Genomic DNA, 16,293 nt, shown 5'->3' with positions numbered 1-16,293 from the left:
CTGGATCAATAGAGCCCGCCGGAACTGACCGTGCCAAAGTTGGCCTTTGGTCCCACAGTTGTGGTTTCGCCCGTTGACGTTGTCACCTCCACCCCGGCCTGCTGCGCCTCTTCGAACAGTGGCAAGTTCGAGCCCATAGCAAAGCCACCGTCATAGGTCCGTCCAAATATCGGTTCGGCACCATCGCGGAAATACTCGGCCACCACGTATTCACCAGAGGCGTTGTCTGGCAGGCGTCCACCCGTGAACCGGTCGATCTTGATGAAGTGACCACCTGGTGGGACATCAAATGGACCACCACCATATTTTTTCACCGCCTCTTCCATGAAACTCTGGAAGACCGGGCCGCACATTCCGCCGCCCGAGGCCCCACGTCCAAGGGCACGCGGGCGGTCGTATCCAATATAGCAACCCGCTACGATGTTTGACGTAAACCCAACAAACCAAACGTCTTTTGCATCATTGGTTGTTCCCGTCTTACCTGCTGTCGGAACTGGCAACTTCACTGTGCGGCTTGCGGTGCCCCGATCCACGACACCTTTCATCATTGAGGTCAGCTGATAGGCGGTGATGGCATCCATCACCTGCTCGCGATTGGTCTCGATACGAGGGGATTCATCAAGTGGTATCGAAGCCGAATTGCAATCAATGCAGTCGCGATCATCGTGACGATAAATCGTCTCGCCATACCGGTCTTGGATACGGTCGACCAGCGTCGGCTCTACTCGCTCGCCACCGTTGGCGAACATCGCGTAGGCCGCGACCATCTTGTAGAGCGTGGTTTCTTCAGATCCCAAAGCATTGGCCAGGAACGGCCCCATATGGTCGTACACACCGAAACGTTCTGCGTAACCGGCGACAACGGGCATCGACACCTCTTGTGCCAAGCGAATTGTCATCAGGTTCCGCGAGCGTTCGATGCCTGTCCGCAGCGGCGTCGGGCCATAGAATTTGTTCGACGCGTTCTTGGGTCGCCACAATCCCTGCGGTGTGTTCACTTCGATCGGTGCGTCCACAACAATGGTCGCCGGGCTATATCCACTGTCCAATGCCGCCGCGTAGACAAACGGCTTGAAGCTCGACCCCGGCTGGCGCTGCGCCTGCGTGGCCCGGTTGAACACCGAGTCCTGGTAAGAAAAACCGCCTTGCATCGCCAGAACACGACCCGAGTTGACGTCCATCGCAACAAAGCCGCCCTGCACTTCGGGCACCTGCCGCAGAGACCAACCGTCACCTTCCTCGGCCTTGCGCACCAGCACGATATCACCCTGCGCAAAGTTGTCCTGGAAATTGCCTTTCATCCACTTGATGTCGGATCGGGGGACAGAGCCCGTCCCTTCGTGCTTTTCGACACCCACCGTCAGGGACTGGTCAGCAACGTTCAGAACAACAGCCGGGTACCATTTGCCGCCCAGATCGACATCCCGCGACACTTCAGCGTTGCTAAGAGCTTCGCGCCAAATGGCCTCTTCACCCAGCAGCTCTGCGGGCACCTTCTTACCCGTGCCCCGCCAGACGCCACGCGATCGGTCGTACTTCTGCAAAGCTGTACGCAGCGCGTCAGCCGCTTCGACCTGCATCTTTTCGTCGATCGAGGCGCGCACGGTGAAGCCACCAGTAAAGAACTCTCCCTCACCAAAATCCTCGCTCAACTGTCGACGGATCTCATCGGTGAAATAGTCACGCGGCGGCAGCGCAGTCCGAAAGCTTTCGAAGTCTCCATTTTGAACCGAGCGCAGAGGTTCAGCGACTTCGAAATCATATGTCGCCTTGTCGATGTAGCCATTCTCGTACATCTCTTCGAGCACGAAATCCCGGCGCGCCAACAGTCGGTCTTTGCGGCGAACCGGATGATAATCCGAAGGCGCCTTGGGCAACGATGCCAAGAATGCTGCTTCATGCGGCGCAAGCTCTTGCAGCGTCTTGTTGAAATAGGTTTGCGCAGCGGCGGTCACCCCATAGGAATTTTGACCCAGAAAAATCTCGTTCAGGTACAGCTCAAGGATTTGCTCCTTGTCGAGCGTATCCTCAAGCCGCGCGGCGAGAATGATTTCCTTGATCTTGCGCTCGGCCTTGCGGTCACCCGACAGCAGGAAATTCTTCATAACCTGCTGGGTGATCGTCGAAGCCCCGCGAACGTTCTGCCCTCGTGATTTGACGGCCTCGAACCCGGCTGCCGCTATACCACGGATGTCGTATCCCTGATGGGTATAGAAATTCTTGTCTTCGGCCGAAATGAAGGCCTGCTTTACCAGATCCGGTATCTCTTCGGACGGGGTGAACAGACGGCGTTCTTTGGCGAATTCGTCAATCAGCTGCCCCTCACCTGAATAAATCCGGCTGATTGTGGGGGGCTTGTACTGCGCCAGGGACTCATGGCTCGGCAAGTCCCGGCCGTACATCCAGAACACCCCACCGATGGTGAGGGCGACCATGAAGAACCCCAGAGTAACAAGGCTGAAGATCGCTCCAAAGAACGAAAGAATGAACCGGATCACGTTGCTGCCCACCGTTTGAAGTTCTTTCTATATAGGGTGGCTTACCCGCATGGTCAAAGTCCCTCAGTGGCCAGATTTCGCCGTTTTTCGGTCAGTGACGTTGTGGCAATATACAACACACAGCCAGACATTTCACATAAGACTTGCCAAGTCCCCGGGACGTGACACATCATCGCCCTCAAAAGAAGACAATAATCAGGAGGCACAAGACGCGTGGCGCAGCAGTTTCCACGGGGTTGGTTTGATATTTCGCCACAGAAATACGCCGATTTCGGTGCCATGCTCTATTTGTCATCCCTGACGCCCGTTCATCGAGACCGGATGCTCACCCAAGCAGTCTACACTTTTGAGACACCGCTTAGGTTGGGACAGTATCACATTTTTCGTCAAAATGGGTTTCCTCGCGGTTTCGTCACATTTGCCGGGCTCTCCAATCAAGCCGAGCGTCGGTTCGCGATCCGACAAGAAGCGCTGAAGCCCGAGGATTACGCCTCGGGCAACTCTTTCTGGCTGGTGGATCTTGTTGCCCCGTTCGGCCAGATCCGTCAGATGGTCAGACAACTGAAGAAGAGCATCCCGCATCACCGTGTCCGCGCAAACAGGCTGGACAGCGACATGAGCACCAACCGCATTGTTGAGTGGTCGCGGGACGAAGAAGGCGATGTGCATATGCGCCTTTATCGGGCCGCAACTTTTCGCCGACAACTCAATCTTGAGGATCGCAAGGATGGTTTCTAACGCGCCCCCGGTGCCATCAACATCACGATCACCGGTGATACCACGGGCGACGTGACAGGCACACCGCCCAATGTCGAAACTGGTGATTTGGACGCCAGCATAGACCTGCCTCTTCCGGGGTGGTCATTCTTCTTTTCCGATTGGGAGATTTCGGATGCACCGGATCTGGGTGCTGCAACGATCGATGGCTCGACGGGTGAGTGGACCTATACGGTAGATCCTGCAGAATTTGATGCCTTGGACTTTGGTGAAATCGCCGAAGACACGTTTGAAGTTGAATTTAGCGTCTTTGCCTTTGGCCCCGGTGGCGGATTGTTTGTCGAAACCGAAACCCAAGAGGTCACAATCAGCATCGAGGGTGTCTGCTTTGTGATGGGCACGCCGATCCGGACCTCAAAGGGGTATGAGATGGTTGAAAACTTGCAGCCCGGTGACATCGTCTGGACCCGCGATCACGGCCAAAAAGAGATTCAGTTGCTTGAATCCAATTCCGTTTCATTACAGCGACTGAAAAAAGACCCATCGCTGCGCCCGGTCCGGATTCGGCAAAACGCCTTGGGGCCTGGACGACCGAAACAAGACATATACGTCTCGCAACAGCACCGAGTACTGATTTCAGGCCCTGCAGTTGAGCTCTTCGTTGGAGAGTCAGAGGCCTTGGTTTGCGCCCAAGACCTGTGCCATTGGGATGGTGTCGACATCGTGCTTCCAGATGAAGACGTTCGCTACTTTCACATCTTGCTGGATACGCATGAAATTCTGGACGCAAACGGCGTACCGGCGGAATCCCTTTTTCTTGGGGACGAGGCCCTGTATCAGCTTTCTTCCGAAGCATTGCAGGAGTTGTCCGCTATCTTCGATGAGACCGAACCAGACCGGGGGCCATTCAAGTTTGGTCAGGCTGCACGTATCCTGCTGCGAAGTTTTGAAGCACGGGCCATTTTGAACTCCGTGGACGCCTGACACCTATTGCCGGACCAGTTCTCGTTGTTCCAGATCCACTTGGCGCCAACTCGCAAGCCCATTGCGAATACCCTCAGCCATGGCAGCGCGCCATTGGGGGTTCTGCAGGTTCTTGAGATCACGGGGGCTGGACAGGAATCCGATTTCAATAAGAACAGAAGGAATATCCGCGGCCTTCAGAACCGAAAATGCGGCCGACCGCAACGGACGTCTGTTCATTGGCCCGCCTGTTTGCGCCATGCCATCAATGAGTTCCTGCGCCATGGCCATTGTACGCGGCTGTGTTTCTGTTCGTGCCAGATCCAACAGGATGTCCGTCACTTGATCGTCCGCATCGCTCAGGTCGACACCAGCCAACAGATCGGCCCGATCATGGCGTTCCGCAAGTTTAGCACTGGCAACATCCGATGCCTCTTCGGACAAAACGTAGACTGTCGCGCCGTGTGCTAGCCCTTCGGCCAGGGAATCCGCATGCAAAGAAACAAAGAGGTCTGCCCCCGCCCGGTGCGTCAAGGCGATCCGTTGCTCAAGTGAGACGAAATAATCGTCAGTTCGGGTCAAAATCACCTCGAACCCACCGCTGCGTACCAAGAGTTCTTGTAGTTCGCGCGCAAAAGTCAGCATCAAATGTTTTTCCGTGATCGAGCCACTTTCTGCGCCGGGGTCGATGCCGCCATGACCGGGATCCAGCACAACTCGCAAAGGGGCATCGTCATTCCGTTCTGGCATGACTTCGATGTCAGCCGGTTCGGGCAAATCCCACCTTGGATCATTCGGAGCGCCCGACTGCGCTGCAAAAACCTCAGCAGAAACGGGTTGCAACCGCACAGTCAACTCGGCGGATGCCGTAGTCTGGTTCACCGTGATCCCGGCTTGTTCGACGTCCATGGGATTGTCTAGTTCCAGCACCATTCGCGACCAGCCCGGAACATATGTTCCAAACTGTGCCTGCAACACCCGGTCCGTCTGCTTGAACACCCTGCGATCCAAACCGGTCCAATCTACTTCCTTGAAATCCAGAACCAGACGCGGTGGCGCATCGAGGGTAAACACCCGGTATGGCACCCCCTGACTAAGACCGAGAGTGATATCAACTCCCTTGCGCCCAGAATCAGTGACCCGGCTCGCTTCCGCATCCACTCGGGCAAGACCGGAAAAGTCTTGCGCAAACGCTGACGTGACCAACAGCCCCAGAAGGGCGATACTCATCCAAATTCTGCTCATTGGTCCGGTGCCCTAATTGTGCCCTACCCGTTTTGGGGCAACCTACCCCAGAGGTTCGTCATGGAGCAACGCACCATTTGCAAAACTCAGCCGCGTGCCGCCATGAAAGTCGCCAGACGCTGTAGACCTTCTTCGATATCTTCGGTTGAGCGTGCATAGGAAAAGCGCAAAGTTCCACCGCCGCGAATAGGATCGAAATCCAAACCTGGCGTCACGGCAACCCCGGCCTTGTCCAAAATCTCGGCGGCAAACGCTCGGCTGTCATCGGTGATGTCTGATACGTCCGCATAAACGTAGAACGCCCCGTCCGGCGGAGCAATCTTGGTGAACCCAGCCTTTGGCAAGCCATCCAGCATGAGAGCACGATTTACCTTGTAGACATCTAGGTTGGCTTGCAACTCGTCCTCGCAATCCATTGCTGCGAGCGCGGCCACCTGACTTGCATGAGGCGCACAGATGAACATGTTCTGAGCAATTCGCTCGACCACGCGAACCTGATCTTCGGGCACCACCATCCATCCGACGCGCCACCCGGTCATCGAGAAGTACTTGGAGAATGAATTTATGACGTAGCAGTCGTCCGTTACTTCAAGTGCGGTGACGGCTTTGGCTTCGTACTCGATACCGTGATAGATTTCGTCACTTATGAATGACGCGCCTTGTTCCTGCGAAGCGTCAATAAGCGCCGCCATCGCCTCTCGATTCAACATCGTTCCCGTAGGGTTGGCAGGAGAAGCCACCAAAAGCCCGGCAAGATCTAAGCCTGCAAAGTCAGATGGCACAGGTTGCAACCGGTTTTCGGGCGCCGTGGGCAGATCGACGGGGACCAACCCGAGTGCCGAGAGGATCTGGCGATAAGACGGATAGCCCGGCGCCCCGATACCGACGCGGTCACCGCTGTCAAAGAGCGCAGTAAAAGTCAGCAAGAACCCGCCCGACGAACCAGGTGTAACCACAACCCTGTCCGGGTTCAGATCAACGTCATACCAATCGCCGTACATCCGCGCGATCCGTTCCCGCAATGCAGGCAAACCCAATGCTACAGTATATCCGAGCGGATCGTCCTCTAGCGCACGTGCCAACGCCCGGGCAGCTTCCTTCGGAGCCCCAGTTCCAGGCTGGCCAACTTCCATGTGAATGACCCTACGTCCCGCTGCCTCGGCGCGTCGCGCGGCCTCCATAACGTCCATCACAATGAAGGGATCGACATTGGACCGGGTTGAGTTTCGCATGGCCTTCTCCCATGTTGCCGCCATGGCTTTTGAACGCGTATCCAGGCTGACGTCAATCCCGCCCCGTTTCCTGGGTTTGATACTGAGTCTTGCGATGTACCTGACAGCCAGTGTCCCTGCCGCAGCCGTTAGCCTGCTGCGTGACCCGGACATCGAAAACGGCTTGCGGGAATTGGCCTTTCCCATTTTGCGAGCAGCGGGTCTTAACCCAAACCGAGTCAAGATCTTGCTGGTGAACAACAGTTCGTTCAACGCCTTCGTGATCGATCACAATACCATCTTTCTGCACTACGGCTTGATCCTCAAGGTAGACCGCGCTGACGTCTTGCAGGCCGTTATTGCACATGAAGCCGCCCATATCGCCAACGGCCATATTCAACGCCGTATCGGCAATCTGGAAAACGCGCGCACACTGTCCGGGCTGGGTGTCGCCCTTGCTCTGATCGCTGCCGCTGCAGGTGGCGGAGAAGCCGCGGCTGGCATCGCCGCCGGGACCCAATCCTCAGCATTTCGATCGTTTCTGGCGCATACCCGGGCCGAAGAAGCCTCTGCTGACCGGTCGGCGGCGAACTACCTGCGCCTGTCCGGGATCAGCCCTCAAGGGTTGGTCGACCTACACAAAGCTTTTGCAGGTCAGGAACTGCTGACACCGGGGCGTCGCGACCCGTACATGCTGTCACATCCCGTATCGCGAGATCGAGTACGCGCTGCCGAAAGGTTCGTTGCAGTACACGGAGATCAGTCGCAGACCAACCCCAATGCCGACTATTGGTTCGCGCGAGATCCGGGGCAAAATCTCGGCCTTCACACGATCCTCGAAATGGACCCACCGCCGCGCAAGTGAGGAAACCCATCGCGACATTCGCCTAATGCGCCAGGCCATCGCCTATCACCAAGATCGAAACCTTGCCCAGGCGCGCGCGGCAATTGACGCTGCAATTGAGGAACGGCCTGACGATCCGTTCTATTATGAACTCAAAGGGCAGATCCTGATCGAGAACCGCCGTATCGACAGTGCAATTTCAGCCTACGGCAAGGCTGTGGAACTCGCCCCTACGGATCCACTCATTCTGGCGGGCTATGGGCGGGCTTTGCTGGCAGACGGGCAGCCCAAACAAGCACTGGACGTGCTGGAAAAAGCCCGTGCTCGAGATTACCGTGATGCCCGCATGCTGCGTGATCTCGGCGTTGCTTATGCAAAGACAAACCAGAACGGAATGGCTTCGCTTGTTACCGCCGAGCGATATGCACTGCTTGGTCGAACTGAAGATGCAGAACTCCATGCTCGACGCGCTGTCGGGCAGCTCCCCGTTGGTTCAACGGGTTGGCAACGGGCACAGGATGTGCTCCTTGCGTCAGAACGTGCAAACAAAAGGAAACGATAATGCTTCGCCTTGCCGCCCCCGCGCTGACTGCGCTCGCACTGATTTCAGGCCCTGCTCAGGCCTTTGACCTGACATCCATGAGCCCCGACGAAAAAGAGGCATTTGGTGCCGAAGTGCGGGCCTATCTGCTTGAAAACCCGGATATCATCCTGGAAGCGTTCCAAATCCTAGAGCAACGCCGCGAATTGGCCGAAACACAGGCCGATCTGCAATTGGTTGCGGCCCATGAAGACGAATTGTTCAACGACGGCTATTCTTGGGTCGGCGGCAACCCGGACGGGGACGTTACCCTTGTCGAGTTCATGGACTACCGCTGCGGCTATTGCCGACGTGCCGTCCCGGAAGTCGCCAAACTGTTGAAAAGCGACGGCAACATCCGCCTTGTGATCAAGGAATTCCCGATCTTGGGTGAAGCTTCAGTGATCTCGTCGCGCTTTGCGGTCGCGGCCAAACATGTGGCAGGCGATGATGCCTACAAGCAAGTGCACGATGCCCTGTTGGAGTTTGGCGGTGAACCGACAGAGGTCACCTTGCGCCGCCTGTCCGACAGCCTTGGGCTGGACACCGACAAGGTTTTTGAAGCCATGGACAGCGATGCCGTCACAAAAGAGATCGCACAGACGCGAGAACTTGCTCAAAAACTCAATATCTCCGGCACTCCGACCTTTGTTTTGGGCACCGAACTGCTCCGTGGCTATCTGCCAGCGGATCAACTGGAACTCATTGTGCAGGAAGTACGCGAACGCAGCTGAGCGCGAACCAATTCAAGCCTGTCAAACTGCCCGGCCCAACGAGAGGAGATGTTCCACCAGGGACATTGACGACAGGTGGGAGCCTTGCGAACGATTAGATCACAATAGGGCAACATGAACTCCATCGGCTGCCTCAAATCACAGATTTGAGGCAGACATTCATTGCGCCATACCCAAGGCTATCAGGCAGTGCCGTCGTTATTCGGCAGCATTTTGAGCCGCGTCGAGTTCTTCGGCCTTTTTCTCGACCTCTTCAACGATGTGGTCGACCATTTGCTCGTTCGACATCTTGTGGCTTGCCTTACCGGCAAGATAGACCATACCAGAGCCCGCTCCACCTCCGGTGAAACCGACATCCGTCATCAAGGCCTCACCAGGGCCGTTCACCACGCAACCAATGATCGACAAGCTCATCGGCGTCTTGATGTGCTCAAGCCGCCTTTCCAGCGTCTCTACCGTTTTGATCACGTCAAATCCTTGCCGCGCACAAGAAGGGCACGAGATGATGTTCACCCCGCGATGACGCAGCCCCAAACTCTTGAGGATTTCATACCCGACCTTGACCTCTTCGACAGGATCAGCCGACAGGCTAACCCGAATTGTGTCACCGATCCCCATCCACAAAAGCTGACCCAGCCCGATTGCGGACTTGATGGTGCCGGAAACCAGCCCGCCAGCTTCGGTAATCCCCAAATGAATCGGTGCGTCTGTCGCCTCGGCCAAAGCCTGATATGCAGCAGCCGACATGAAGACGTCCGATGCTTTCACCGAGATTTTGAATTCATGAAAATCATGATCTTGCAGGATCTTGATGTGGTCCAATCCGGATTCGACCATCGCGTCGGGGCACGGCTCGCCGTATTTTTCCAACAGGTGCTTCTCAAGGCTCCCTGCATTCACGCCAATCCGAATGGAACAATTGTGATCGCGAGCAGCCTTGATCACTTCGGCGACACGTTTTTCGTCCCCGATGTTTCCAGGGTTGATCCGTAGACATGCAGCCCCGGATTCTGCAGCCTCTATCCCGCGTTTGTAGTGAAAATGAATATCCGCGATGATCGGCACAGGGCTTTCTGGTACGATCTCTTTCAACGCGCGTGAAGACGCCTCATCCGGTATAGAAATACGAACCAGATCAGCCCCAGCTTCGGCCGCAGCCTGAACCTGTGCAATTGTGGCTGCCACGTCTGTTGTAAGCGTGTTGGTCATCGTCTGCACCGCAATCGGCGCATCCCCTCCGACAGCTACGTTTCCCACCATGATCTGTCGGGATTTTCGACGGTATATATTACGCCATGGGCGCACATGATTGAGAGACATCGCTGTTGAGATCCACGTCCAGTTGGGCCTGCGCTTTAGATAGGCCGATAGGCAGCCCGGTGCAATGGCCGCCTATTCGTCAGAATCGACTGCGGGTGCGGTCATGGCCTCGGCGACCTTGTTCAGCATCACCTGATCTTCACCCGATATCTCGGCAACCTGATACCGCTCTTCGACAGCTTCCGGTGACAGGACAACACCTCGTGTAACCACGCCACGTTCACCAACCGGGCCAAAATGCTCGCCGTTCACAAAGAAAAAGATACCACTCGACTCGCTCGGCATGTAGCGTCGGAGCATCCTCTGTCAGAGGAACTTCATAGGTGGTTCCGGGCTCCATGATCGCCTCAAAGATATGCGATCCGTCAGCAGCAGTCACCCGCACCCAAGACGGGCGAACCGCAACCATGGTTAGCGACGGAGAAATGTCTTCAACCACCTGCGGCACTGGCTGCGCATTGAATTCACTTGACGGATAGGCATTTGCGACCTGAACTTCAGGTACTGCGGGAGCAGTGAAATTCCCCAAAGTACGGGGGTCCAACGTGGAGATCGGAGCGTCGCGAGACACCAGAACCGGCACATCCAACGCCTGTGGACGGTACAAACGATCCAAGGCATCGGTATCCGGAACCGTCAACCCGGCGTTGCCACCCGGTGAAGCATCCGCGGTTCGCGTTGCAGCATCCAAGGGATCCAGATCCGACAGGACAACTGGAGTCTGTTCGACTGGTGCAAACTGAACTTGCTGAACCTCTTTGAGAACCGACCATCCACCGAAGCCGATACCGCCAATCAAAGCGAGCAACACCAGTGTCGAGCCAATGGCCCGCGGTTCAATGTGGTTCAGGAACGATTCCCCTGTCGGCACAAAGGGTGTGTTCGGTGTCACAAAGGGGTCGTTCAGTTTTGGCGACTTGGAAATCAGGTCAGAGCCCGGCTTACGAATGCTGGACGCTTGCGCGGACATACCGTGGGCAACTTCGAACCCGCTTTCCGTGCAAAAAATTTCAAACGCTTCATCTGGATTCATGCCTAGATAGCGCGCGTAGGAACGCACATACCCAGCAATAAACCCGGGCGTATCAAAAGCCGTTGGATCCGAGTTTTCAATGGCGGCGATATAGTTGGCTTTGATCCGCAGCTCGCGCTGAACGTCAAGCAGCGACTTGCCCATGGTTGCTCGTTCACCACGCATCATGTCACCGAGACGCAATTCAAAGTCGTCAAACCCCTTTGGCTTGTCGACTTCTACATCTTCTGACTTGCGCTGTGATCTGCGCCCAATCATTTCTGCCGCCCCATACTGCCTGCTGCAAGTTGTCAGCAAAGCGTGGAATCATCCTTACACGATCTCGTCCGCTCTTTTTGTTACTGTTAGCTTAACACGAGACAAGTGTTTTGCACACAGCAGCGTCAGGTTACCCGGCCAATTCGGCGCGATTCAGCGCACAATGTGACCAAAGTTCGTCCATCGCATTTACCAGGCGGTTCATTTCATCCGGGCCGTGAACTGGCGACGGAGTGAACCGCAAACGTTCGGTGCCCCGCGGAACGGTTGGGAAATTGATTGGCTGCACGTAGATGCCAAAGCTTTCCAGCAACATGTCGCTGAGCTTTTTGGTGTGTACCGGGTTACCCACGATCACCGGCACAATGTGCGAGCCATGATCGATGATCGGCAGGCCCATACCCTTGAGGCGCAGTTTCAGTATGCTGGCTTGGGTCTGATGACGCTCGCGCAGTTCAGGTGCCGTTTTCAGATAGGCGACTGAGGCAGCAGCACCCGCCGCCACAGCCGGCGGGAGCGATGTAGTGAAAATGAAGCCCGGCGCATAGGAGCGAATGGCGTCACACATTTTCTCGCTAGCTGCGATGTAACCGCCCATCACGCCATACGCCTTGGCCAGCGTGCCGTTGACGATGTCGATGCGATGCGCCAGACGATCCCGTTCGGTCACGCCGCCACCGCGAGGACCGTACATACCAACCGCGTGCACCTCGTCGATGTAGGTCAGCGCACCGAACTCGTCGGCCAGATCACAGATTTCCTCGATGGGACCAAAATCGCCATCCATGGAATAAATCGATTCAAAGGCGATCAGCTTGGGTGCCGCCGGATCGTCTGCTGCAAGCAACTCACGCAGATGGGCAACGTCGTTGTGACGGAAGATACGCTTGGCGCCACCGTTGCGGCGCACACCTTCGATCATCGAGGCGTGGTTGAGCGCATCGGAATAGATGATCAGCCCGGGGAAAAGTTTCGGCAGCGTGCTCAGCGTCGCATCGTTGGCGATGTAAGCACTGGTGAACAGAAGCGCGGCCTCTTTGCCGTGCAAATCCGCCAGTTCCGCCTCCAGACGTTTATGATAGACCGTGGTGCCCGAAATGTTTCGCGTTCCACCCGAACCCGCACCAGCCGATTCAATGGCTTCCTGCATGGCCTCAAGCACAACAGGGTGCTGGCCCATGCCAAGATAGTCGTTGCCACACCAGACGGTGATGTCCTGCTCGCTGCCATCAGGACGGGTCCAGACGGCATGCGGAAATTTACCATTACGACGCTCAATGTCGATGAACGTACGATAGCGGCCTTCGTCATGCAGCTTTTGAATGGCGTCGTCGAGTTTCGCGGTATAGTCCACCGAGGTCTCCATTGGTCGTCCGGCCCACAGCCAGTTTGGCACATAGCGCTCCAATTTTCACGTTCTATTGCGAACACTTGGAGACCGCTGTTTTGTCTACTTACATCCGGGCACAAAGATGCGGCATTGATTTGCATCAAATATACACCCAGTTCACATGTAACAAGACAAACTGCGCCCTTTAGGAGCGCGAAAACGTCGCAAGCCGTCCCGAAACAGTTTCAAATGTTTCCGATCAGAGAATTGAGCAGTGAAGCTCTCAACCCCTCTGGACAGTTCAGCCCGCGCTGATACCTTTCGCGCCAATTCGTTTTGCCCAAAAAAGGAATCCGCGATGTCACTGGATGATGTCCTGTCGCGCATTGATGCCGACCTGCCCGCCGCCACCGACCGCCTGATCGATCTGCTCAAGATCCCGTCGATCTCGACCGACCCGGCCTTCAAAGAGCACTGTGATGCGGCCGCCGATTGGCTGGTAGCAGACCTGCAAAGCCTTGGCGTAGACGCGCAAAAGCGCCCCACACCGGGCCATCCGATGGTTGTAGGCCATGTCGAGGGTGACGGACCGCACCTGCTGTTTTATGGCCACTACGACGTGCAACCAGTTGATCCACTGGAACTGTGGGACCGTGACCCGTTTGACCCCGAAATTCAGGACACGCCCAATGGCAAGGTGATCCGCGCACGCGGCGCGTCTGACGACAAGGGCCAGTTGATGACTTTTGTCGAGGCATGTCGTGCCTGGAAAGAGGTTCACGGCTCCCTGCCCTGCAAGCTGACGTTTTTCTTCGAAGGTGAAGAAGAATCGGGTTCGCCTTCTCTGGTGCCTTTCATGGAAGAAAACCGCGATGAGCTGAAATCGGACATCGCGCTGATCTGCGACACCGGACTTTTTGAAAGCAAGGTTCCTGCCATCACCACCATGCTACGTGGTTTACTGGGCGAGGATTTCACCATTACCGGTCCCGACCGCGACCTGCACTCGGGCATGTATGGCGGCATCGGCATGAACCCGATCCGCGTTTTGACCAAGATTCTTGCAGGTCTGCACGATGAAACCGGCGCCATCACCCTGCCTGGCTTCTACGATGGCGTGACAGAACTCTCGGACGAGATGCGCGCGCAATGGCAGGGTCTGAACTTTGATCATCAGACATTCCTGGGCGACGTCGGCCTAAAAGCCCCCGCAGGCGAACAGGACCGCACCCCTCTGGAACAGATCTGGTCGCGACCCACCTGTGACGTGAACGGCATCTGGGGTGGTTACACAGGCGACGGTTTCAAAACCGTGTTGCCCAGTCAGGCCAGCGCCAAGGTCAGCTTCCGACTGGTTGGCCAGCAGGATCCGGACGCGATCCGCGATGCCTTCCGCCACTATCTGGAAAGCAAACTGCCCGAGGGTTTTTCCGTCGAATACCGCACCGAAAAAGGCTCGGCGGCCTCGCAGATGTCGGTCGAGGACCCTGCATTCGAGAAAGCCCGCCAGGCGCTCAGCGACGAATGGGGCATCCCAGCCGCCTATGTGGGCTGTGGCGGCTCGATCCCGATCGCGGGTTTCTTCAAGGATATTGTTGACACCGACGCCATGCTGATCGGCTTTGGCAAAGACGACGACCAAATCCACTCTCCCAACGAAAAATACGACATGGAAAGCTTTCACAAAGGCATCCGCTCATGGGCTCGCGTCCTGGATGCGCTTAGCTAGATCCCTGTAAATTCAACGCGTAAAAGGCCGAAGTTCACCTTCGGCCTTTTTTCATTCCGGCTCCCACCGGAAGGTATCACCAGAGGCGCGAACCCGCCCCATCGAAGGCAATGTAAAATGGCTGCCCAATACACGCCGCCCAGTTTCTGCCGAGATCCTCTAGCAGAGCCACGCGGGACTGCACCGCCTGTTCAGGGTCGTCATCAAAGGCGAAATGCCAATCGGGCCGATGGCACTGCGCTGTGGAATGCAATGCATCACCGGTGATCAGGGCCTCGGTACCGCCGCTTTGTACCAGCACTGAAACATGCCCCGGTGTATGTCCCGGAGACGGCACAAGTCGCACATAGTCCCCCAGGCAATGCCCCGGCTGCACCTCTTCGGCTTGCCCGGCCTCGATCACCGGCAGCACACTTTCGAGGTAGGTGTCGCCAGGATTGACGCCAAAATGACGAACATCATTCGCAGGCAACAGATATTTCGCCTTGGAAAACGTCGGGACCCATCTGCCGCCCTCTAACCTTGTGTTCCATCCGACGTGATCGACGTGCAAATGCGTACACAAAACATAGTCGACGTCCTCTGGCGTCACGCCAGCGGCGGTGAGCGCGGCCATGAACCGTCCGTCCGAGCGCTGGTTCCAGTCGGAATGGCCCGCCGTCTTGTCGTTCCCCACACAGGCATCAACCAAAATGATGTGATCAGGCGTCTTGAGCAAAAAGCCCTGCACCGGCAAAATCAGCTTTCCACTAAGTTCGCACAGCTGTTCCGGTGCATGTTCGCGTAAGACGTGATGCACCTCGGGGCCCGCATTGGGGTAAAGCTTTTCCGGCGTCAAAAATGGGGCGTTGATCTCAAGGATTCGCCAAACTTCCACCTCTCCGATACGACACAGCATAAGACGCCCCTTCCTGTGAGCCTGCCCTGACAATCAGATACGCTACGCGCCGCTGCTTCAAGCCGGAAATCAATCGAGGAGAACGAGAGAAAGAAAGTGGCGCGGTTGACGGGGCTCGAACCCGCGACCCCCGGCGTGACAGGCCGGTACTCTAACCAGCTGAGCTACAACCGCGCATCTATTTTTGGTGGTGACCACCATTGCCCTATCCGGGCCGGATCCCAATTCCCCGGGAAAGGGGCAAAGCAGTGGCGCGGTTGACGGGGCTCGAACCCGCGACCCCCGGCGTGACAGGCCGGTACTCTAACCAACTGAGCTACAACCGCTCGCTGCTTTTGTTGTCGTTCCCTGCGGAACGTTGGGGTGTATTATGGGTACGGTCGGGCATCGTCAAGCGGCGTCATCAACTTTTTCGTCTGGCACCAAGATTTTCTCCAAACCGGTCCAAATGATCCTGCGCGCCGGGACATTGTTTCCAATCAAATTATCATGGAAAACCGGGCCTTCTGCTCCTCCGAGACCAGCATAAAATCGTCGCGCCGATGCATTGTCATCCAGAACTTCAAGCCAAAGCGTTGTCATTCCACGATTCTTCAAACCTTCTGCCAGTGATCGCATCAATGCGCGTCCCATGCCGGTACCTTGCGCCGACTGCATCACATGCAAGTTTTCCAAATGCGGACCCCGAGGATCTTCAAGGCGTACGAAAGCAAAGCCTTCAATCTTGTCGCATACCGCCACCAGCAAAATATGAGAGCCGCATGGCATTCCTTTCCACCGACGCGTCATCTCGTTCTCAAGTGGGTTTCCCAGAAAATCAGCAGGTAAGCTCCCGGTATATGCTGTTCGCCAACTTTGGATGTGAACATCCCTAATGGCGGGCAAATCTTCGGGTCTGGCGGCACGAATTTTCATGCCGCCAGTGGTGGCAGG

Annotated in this window: 11 protein-coding genes, 2 tRNA genes and 2 pseudogenes; 5 read left to right on the top strand and 10 right to left on the bottom strand. The window is 56.3% G+C overall.

The window, feature by feature from the left end:
- Positions 1 to 5 precede the first annotated feature (5 nt).
- Positions 6 to 2,498 carry a penicillin-binding protein 1A gene (locus ACZ1HE_RS09610; protein ID WP_472620555.1) on the bottom strand — a complete coding sequence of 831 codons (2,493 nt, stop codon included), beginning with the start codon at positions 2,496 to 2,498 and terminating at the stop codon, positions 6 to 8.
- A gap of 213 nt (positions 2,499 to 2,711) precedes the next feature.
- On the opposite strand from ACZ1HE_RS09610, the gene ACZ1HE_RS09605 reads away from it, so the two are divergent.
- Positions 2,712 to 3,236 carry a toxin-activating lysine-acyltransferase gene (locus ACZ1HE_RS09605; protein WP_472620554.1) on the top strand — a complete coding sequence of 175 codons (525 nt, stop codon included), beginning with the start codon at positions 2,712 to 2,714 and terminating at the stop codon, positions 3,234 to 3,236.
- Positions 3,237 to 3,287: 51 nt separating this feature from the next.
- Positions 3,288 to 4,199: a Hint domain-containing protein gene (locus ACZ1HE_RS09600; RefSeq protein ID WP_472620553.1), complete on the top strand. Its 912-nt coding sequence runs from the start codon at positions 3,288 to 3,290 to the stop codon at positions 4,197 to 4,199.
- 3 nt (positions 4,200 to 4,202) lie between these two features.
- Here ACZ1HE_RS09600 and ACZ1HE_RS09595 read toward each other — a convergent pair whose 3' ends face one another.
- Positions 4,203 to 5,423 carry an N-acetylmuramoyl-L-alanine amidase gene (locus ACZ1HE_RS09595; RefSeq protein ID WP_472620552.1) on the bottom strand — a complete coding sequence of 407 codons (1,221 nt, stop codon included), beginning with the start codon at positions 5,421 to 5,423 and terminating at the stop codon, positions 4,203 to 4,205.
- 86 nt (positions 5,424 to 5,509) lie between these two features.
- Positions 5,510 to 6,655: a pyridoxal phosphate-dependent aminotransferase gene (locus ACZ1HE_RS09590; RefSeq protein WP_472620551.1), complete on the bottom strand. Its 1,146-nt coding sequence runs from the start codon at positions 6,653 to 6,655 to the stop codon at positions 5,510 to 5,512.
- Between ACZ1HE_RS09590 and ACZ1HE_RS09585 the strand changes: the two are divergent.
- Both ACZ1HE_RS09585 and ACZ1HE_RS09580 read left to right on the top strand, forming a co-directional pair.
- Positions 6,654 to 8,040: pseudogene (locus ACZ1HE_RS09585) on the top strand (M48 family metalloprotease). The gene ACZ1HE_RS09590 and the pseudogene ACZ1HE_RS09585 overlap by 2 nt on opposite strands.
- Positions 8,040 to 8,792 carry a DsbA family protein gene (locus ACZ1HE_RS09580; protein WP_472620550.1) on the top strand — a complete coding sequence of 251 codons (753 nt, stop codon included), beginning with the start codon at positions 8,040 to 8,042 and terminating at the stop codon, positions 8,790 to 8,792. Before ACZ1HE_RS09585 ends, ACZ1HE_RS09580 begins: the two are co-directional and overlap by 1 nt.
- A gap of 198 nt (positions 8,793 to 8,990) precedes the next feature.
- On the opposite strand, the gene ispG is transcribed toward ACZ1HE_RS09580, so the two are convergent.
- From ispG to hemA, 3 genes and pseudogenes are all read right to left on the bottom strand, one after another.
- Positions 8,991 to 10,112, bottom strand: coding sequence for a flavodoxin-dependent (E)-4-hydroxy-3-methylbut-2-enyl-diphosphate synthase (gene ispG / locus ACZ1HE_RS09575; RefSeq protein ID WP_472620549.1), 1,122 nt, complete (start codon positions 10,110 to 10,112; stop codon positions 8,991 to 8,993).
- Between the two features lie 72 nt (positions 10,113 to 10,184).
- Positions 10,185 to 11,403: pseudogene (locus tag ACZ1HE_RS09570) on the bottom strand (helix-turn-helix domain-containing protein).
- Between the two features lie 130 nt (positions 11,404 to 11,533).
- The gene (gene hemA / locus ACZ1HE_RS09565) at positions 11,534 to 12,757 is read right to left on the bottom strand and encodes a 5-aminolevulinate synthase (RefSeq protein ID WP_472620548.1); all 1,224 of its coding nucleotides are present in this window, start codon (positions 12,755 to 12,757) and stop codon (positions 11,534 to 11,536) included.
- Between the two features lie 334 nt (positions 12,758 to 13,091).
- Between hemA and ACZ1HE_RS09560 the strand changes: the two genes are divergently transcribed.
- On the top strand, positions 13,092 to 14,462 hold the full coding sequence (locus ACZ1HE_RS09560) for a M20/M25/M40 family metallo-hydrolase (RefSeq protein WP_472620547.1): 1,371 nt from the start codon (positions 13,092 to 13,094) through the stop codon (positions 14,460 to 14,462).
- Between the two features lie 76 nt (positions 14,463 to 14,538).
- On the opposite strand, the gene ACZ1HE_RS09555 is transcribed toward ACZ1HE_RS09560, so the two are convergent.
- The 4 genes from ACZ1HE_RS09555 to ACZ1HE_RS09540 all read right to left on the bottom strand — a co-directional run bounded on the left by ACZ1HE_RS09555 (position 14,539) and on the right by ACZ1HE_RS09540 (position 16,275).
- Positions 14,539 to 15,360, bottom strand: a complete 822-nt coding sequence (locus ACZ1HE_RS09555; RefSeq protein ID WP_472620546.1) for an MBL fold metallo-hydrolase — start codon at positions 15,358 to 15,360, stop codon at positions 14,539 to 14,541.
- A 97-nt stretch (positions 15,361 to 15,457) separates the two neighbouring features.
- Positions 15,458 to 15,534 (bottom strand) — tRNA-Asp (locus tag ACZ1HE_RS09550).
- A gap of 75 nt (positions 15,535 to 15,609) precedes the next feature.
- Positions 15,610 to 15,686: transfer RNA gene (locus ACZ1HE_RS09545), tRNA-Asp, on the bottom strand.
- Positions 15,687 to 15,750: 64 nt separating this feature from the next.
- Positions 15,751 to 16,275: a GNAT family N-acetyltransferase gene (locus ACZ1HE_RS09540; protein WP_472620545.1), complete on the bottom strand. Its 525-nt coding sequence runs from the start codon at positions 16,273 to 16,275 to the stop codon at positions 15,751 to 15,753.
- Positions 16,276 to 16,293: the final 18 nt, after the last annotated feature.

This window comes from Falsiruegeria sp. JB4-1, from assembly GCF_055693495.1.
The sequence above is the reverse complement of the archived record's forward strand: the minus strand, read 5'-3'. Positions and strand labels throughout refer to the sequence as shown.

What these genes read in the sequence shown, in the direction of transcription:
- ACZ1HE_RS09595 (WP_472620552.1), bottom strand. Translation starts at nt 5,423, where the DNA reads ATGAGCAGAATTTGGATGAGTATCGCCCTTCTGGGGCTGTTGGTCACG.
- ACZ1HE_RS09590 (WP_472620551.1), bottom strand. Translation starts at nt 6,655, where the DNA reads ATGCGAAACTCAACCCGGTCCAATGTCGATCCCTTCATTGTGATGGAC.
- ACZ1HE_RS09580 (WP_472620550.1), top strand. Translation starts at nt 8,040, where the DNA reads ATGCTTCGCCTTGCCGCCCCCGCGCTGACTGCGCTCGCACTGATTTCA.
- ispG (WP_472620549.1), bottom strand. Translation starts at nt 10,112, where the DNA reads ATGTCTCTCAATCATGTGCGCCCATGGCGTAATATATACCGTCGAAAA.
- ACZ1HE_RS09560 (WP_472620547.1), top strand. Translation starts at nt 13,092, where the DNA reads ATGTCACTGGATGATGTCCTGTCGCGCATTGATGCCGACCTGCCCGCC.
- ACZ1HE_RS09555 (WP_472620546.1), bottom strand. Translation starts at nt 15,360, where the DNA reads ATGCTGTGTCGTATCGGAGAGGTGGAAGTTTGGCGAATCCTTGAGATC.
- ACZ1HE_RS09540 (WP_472620545.1), bottom strand. Translation starts at nt 16,275, where the DNA reads ATGAAAATTCGTGCCGCCAGACCCGAAGATTTGCCCGCCATTAGGGAT.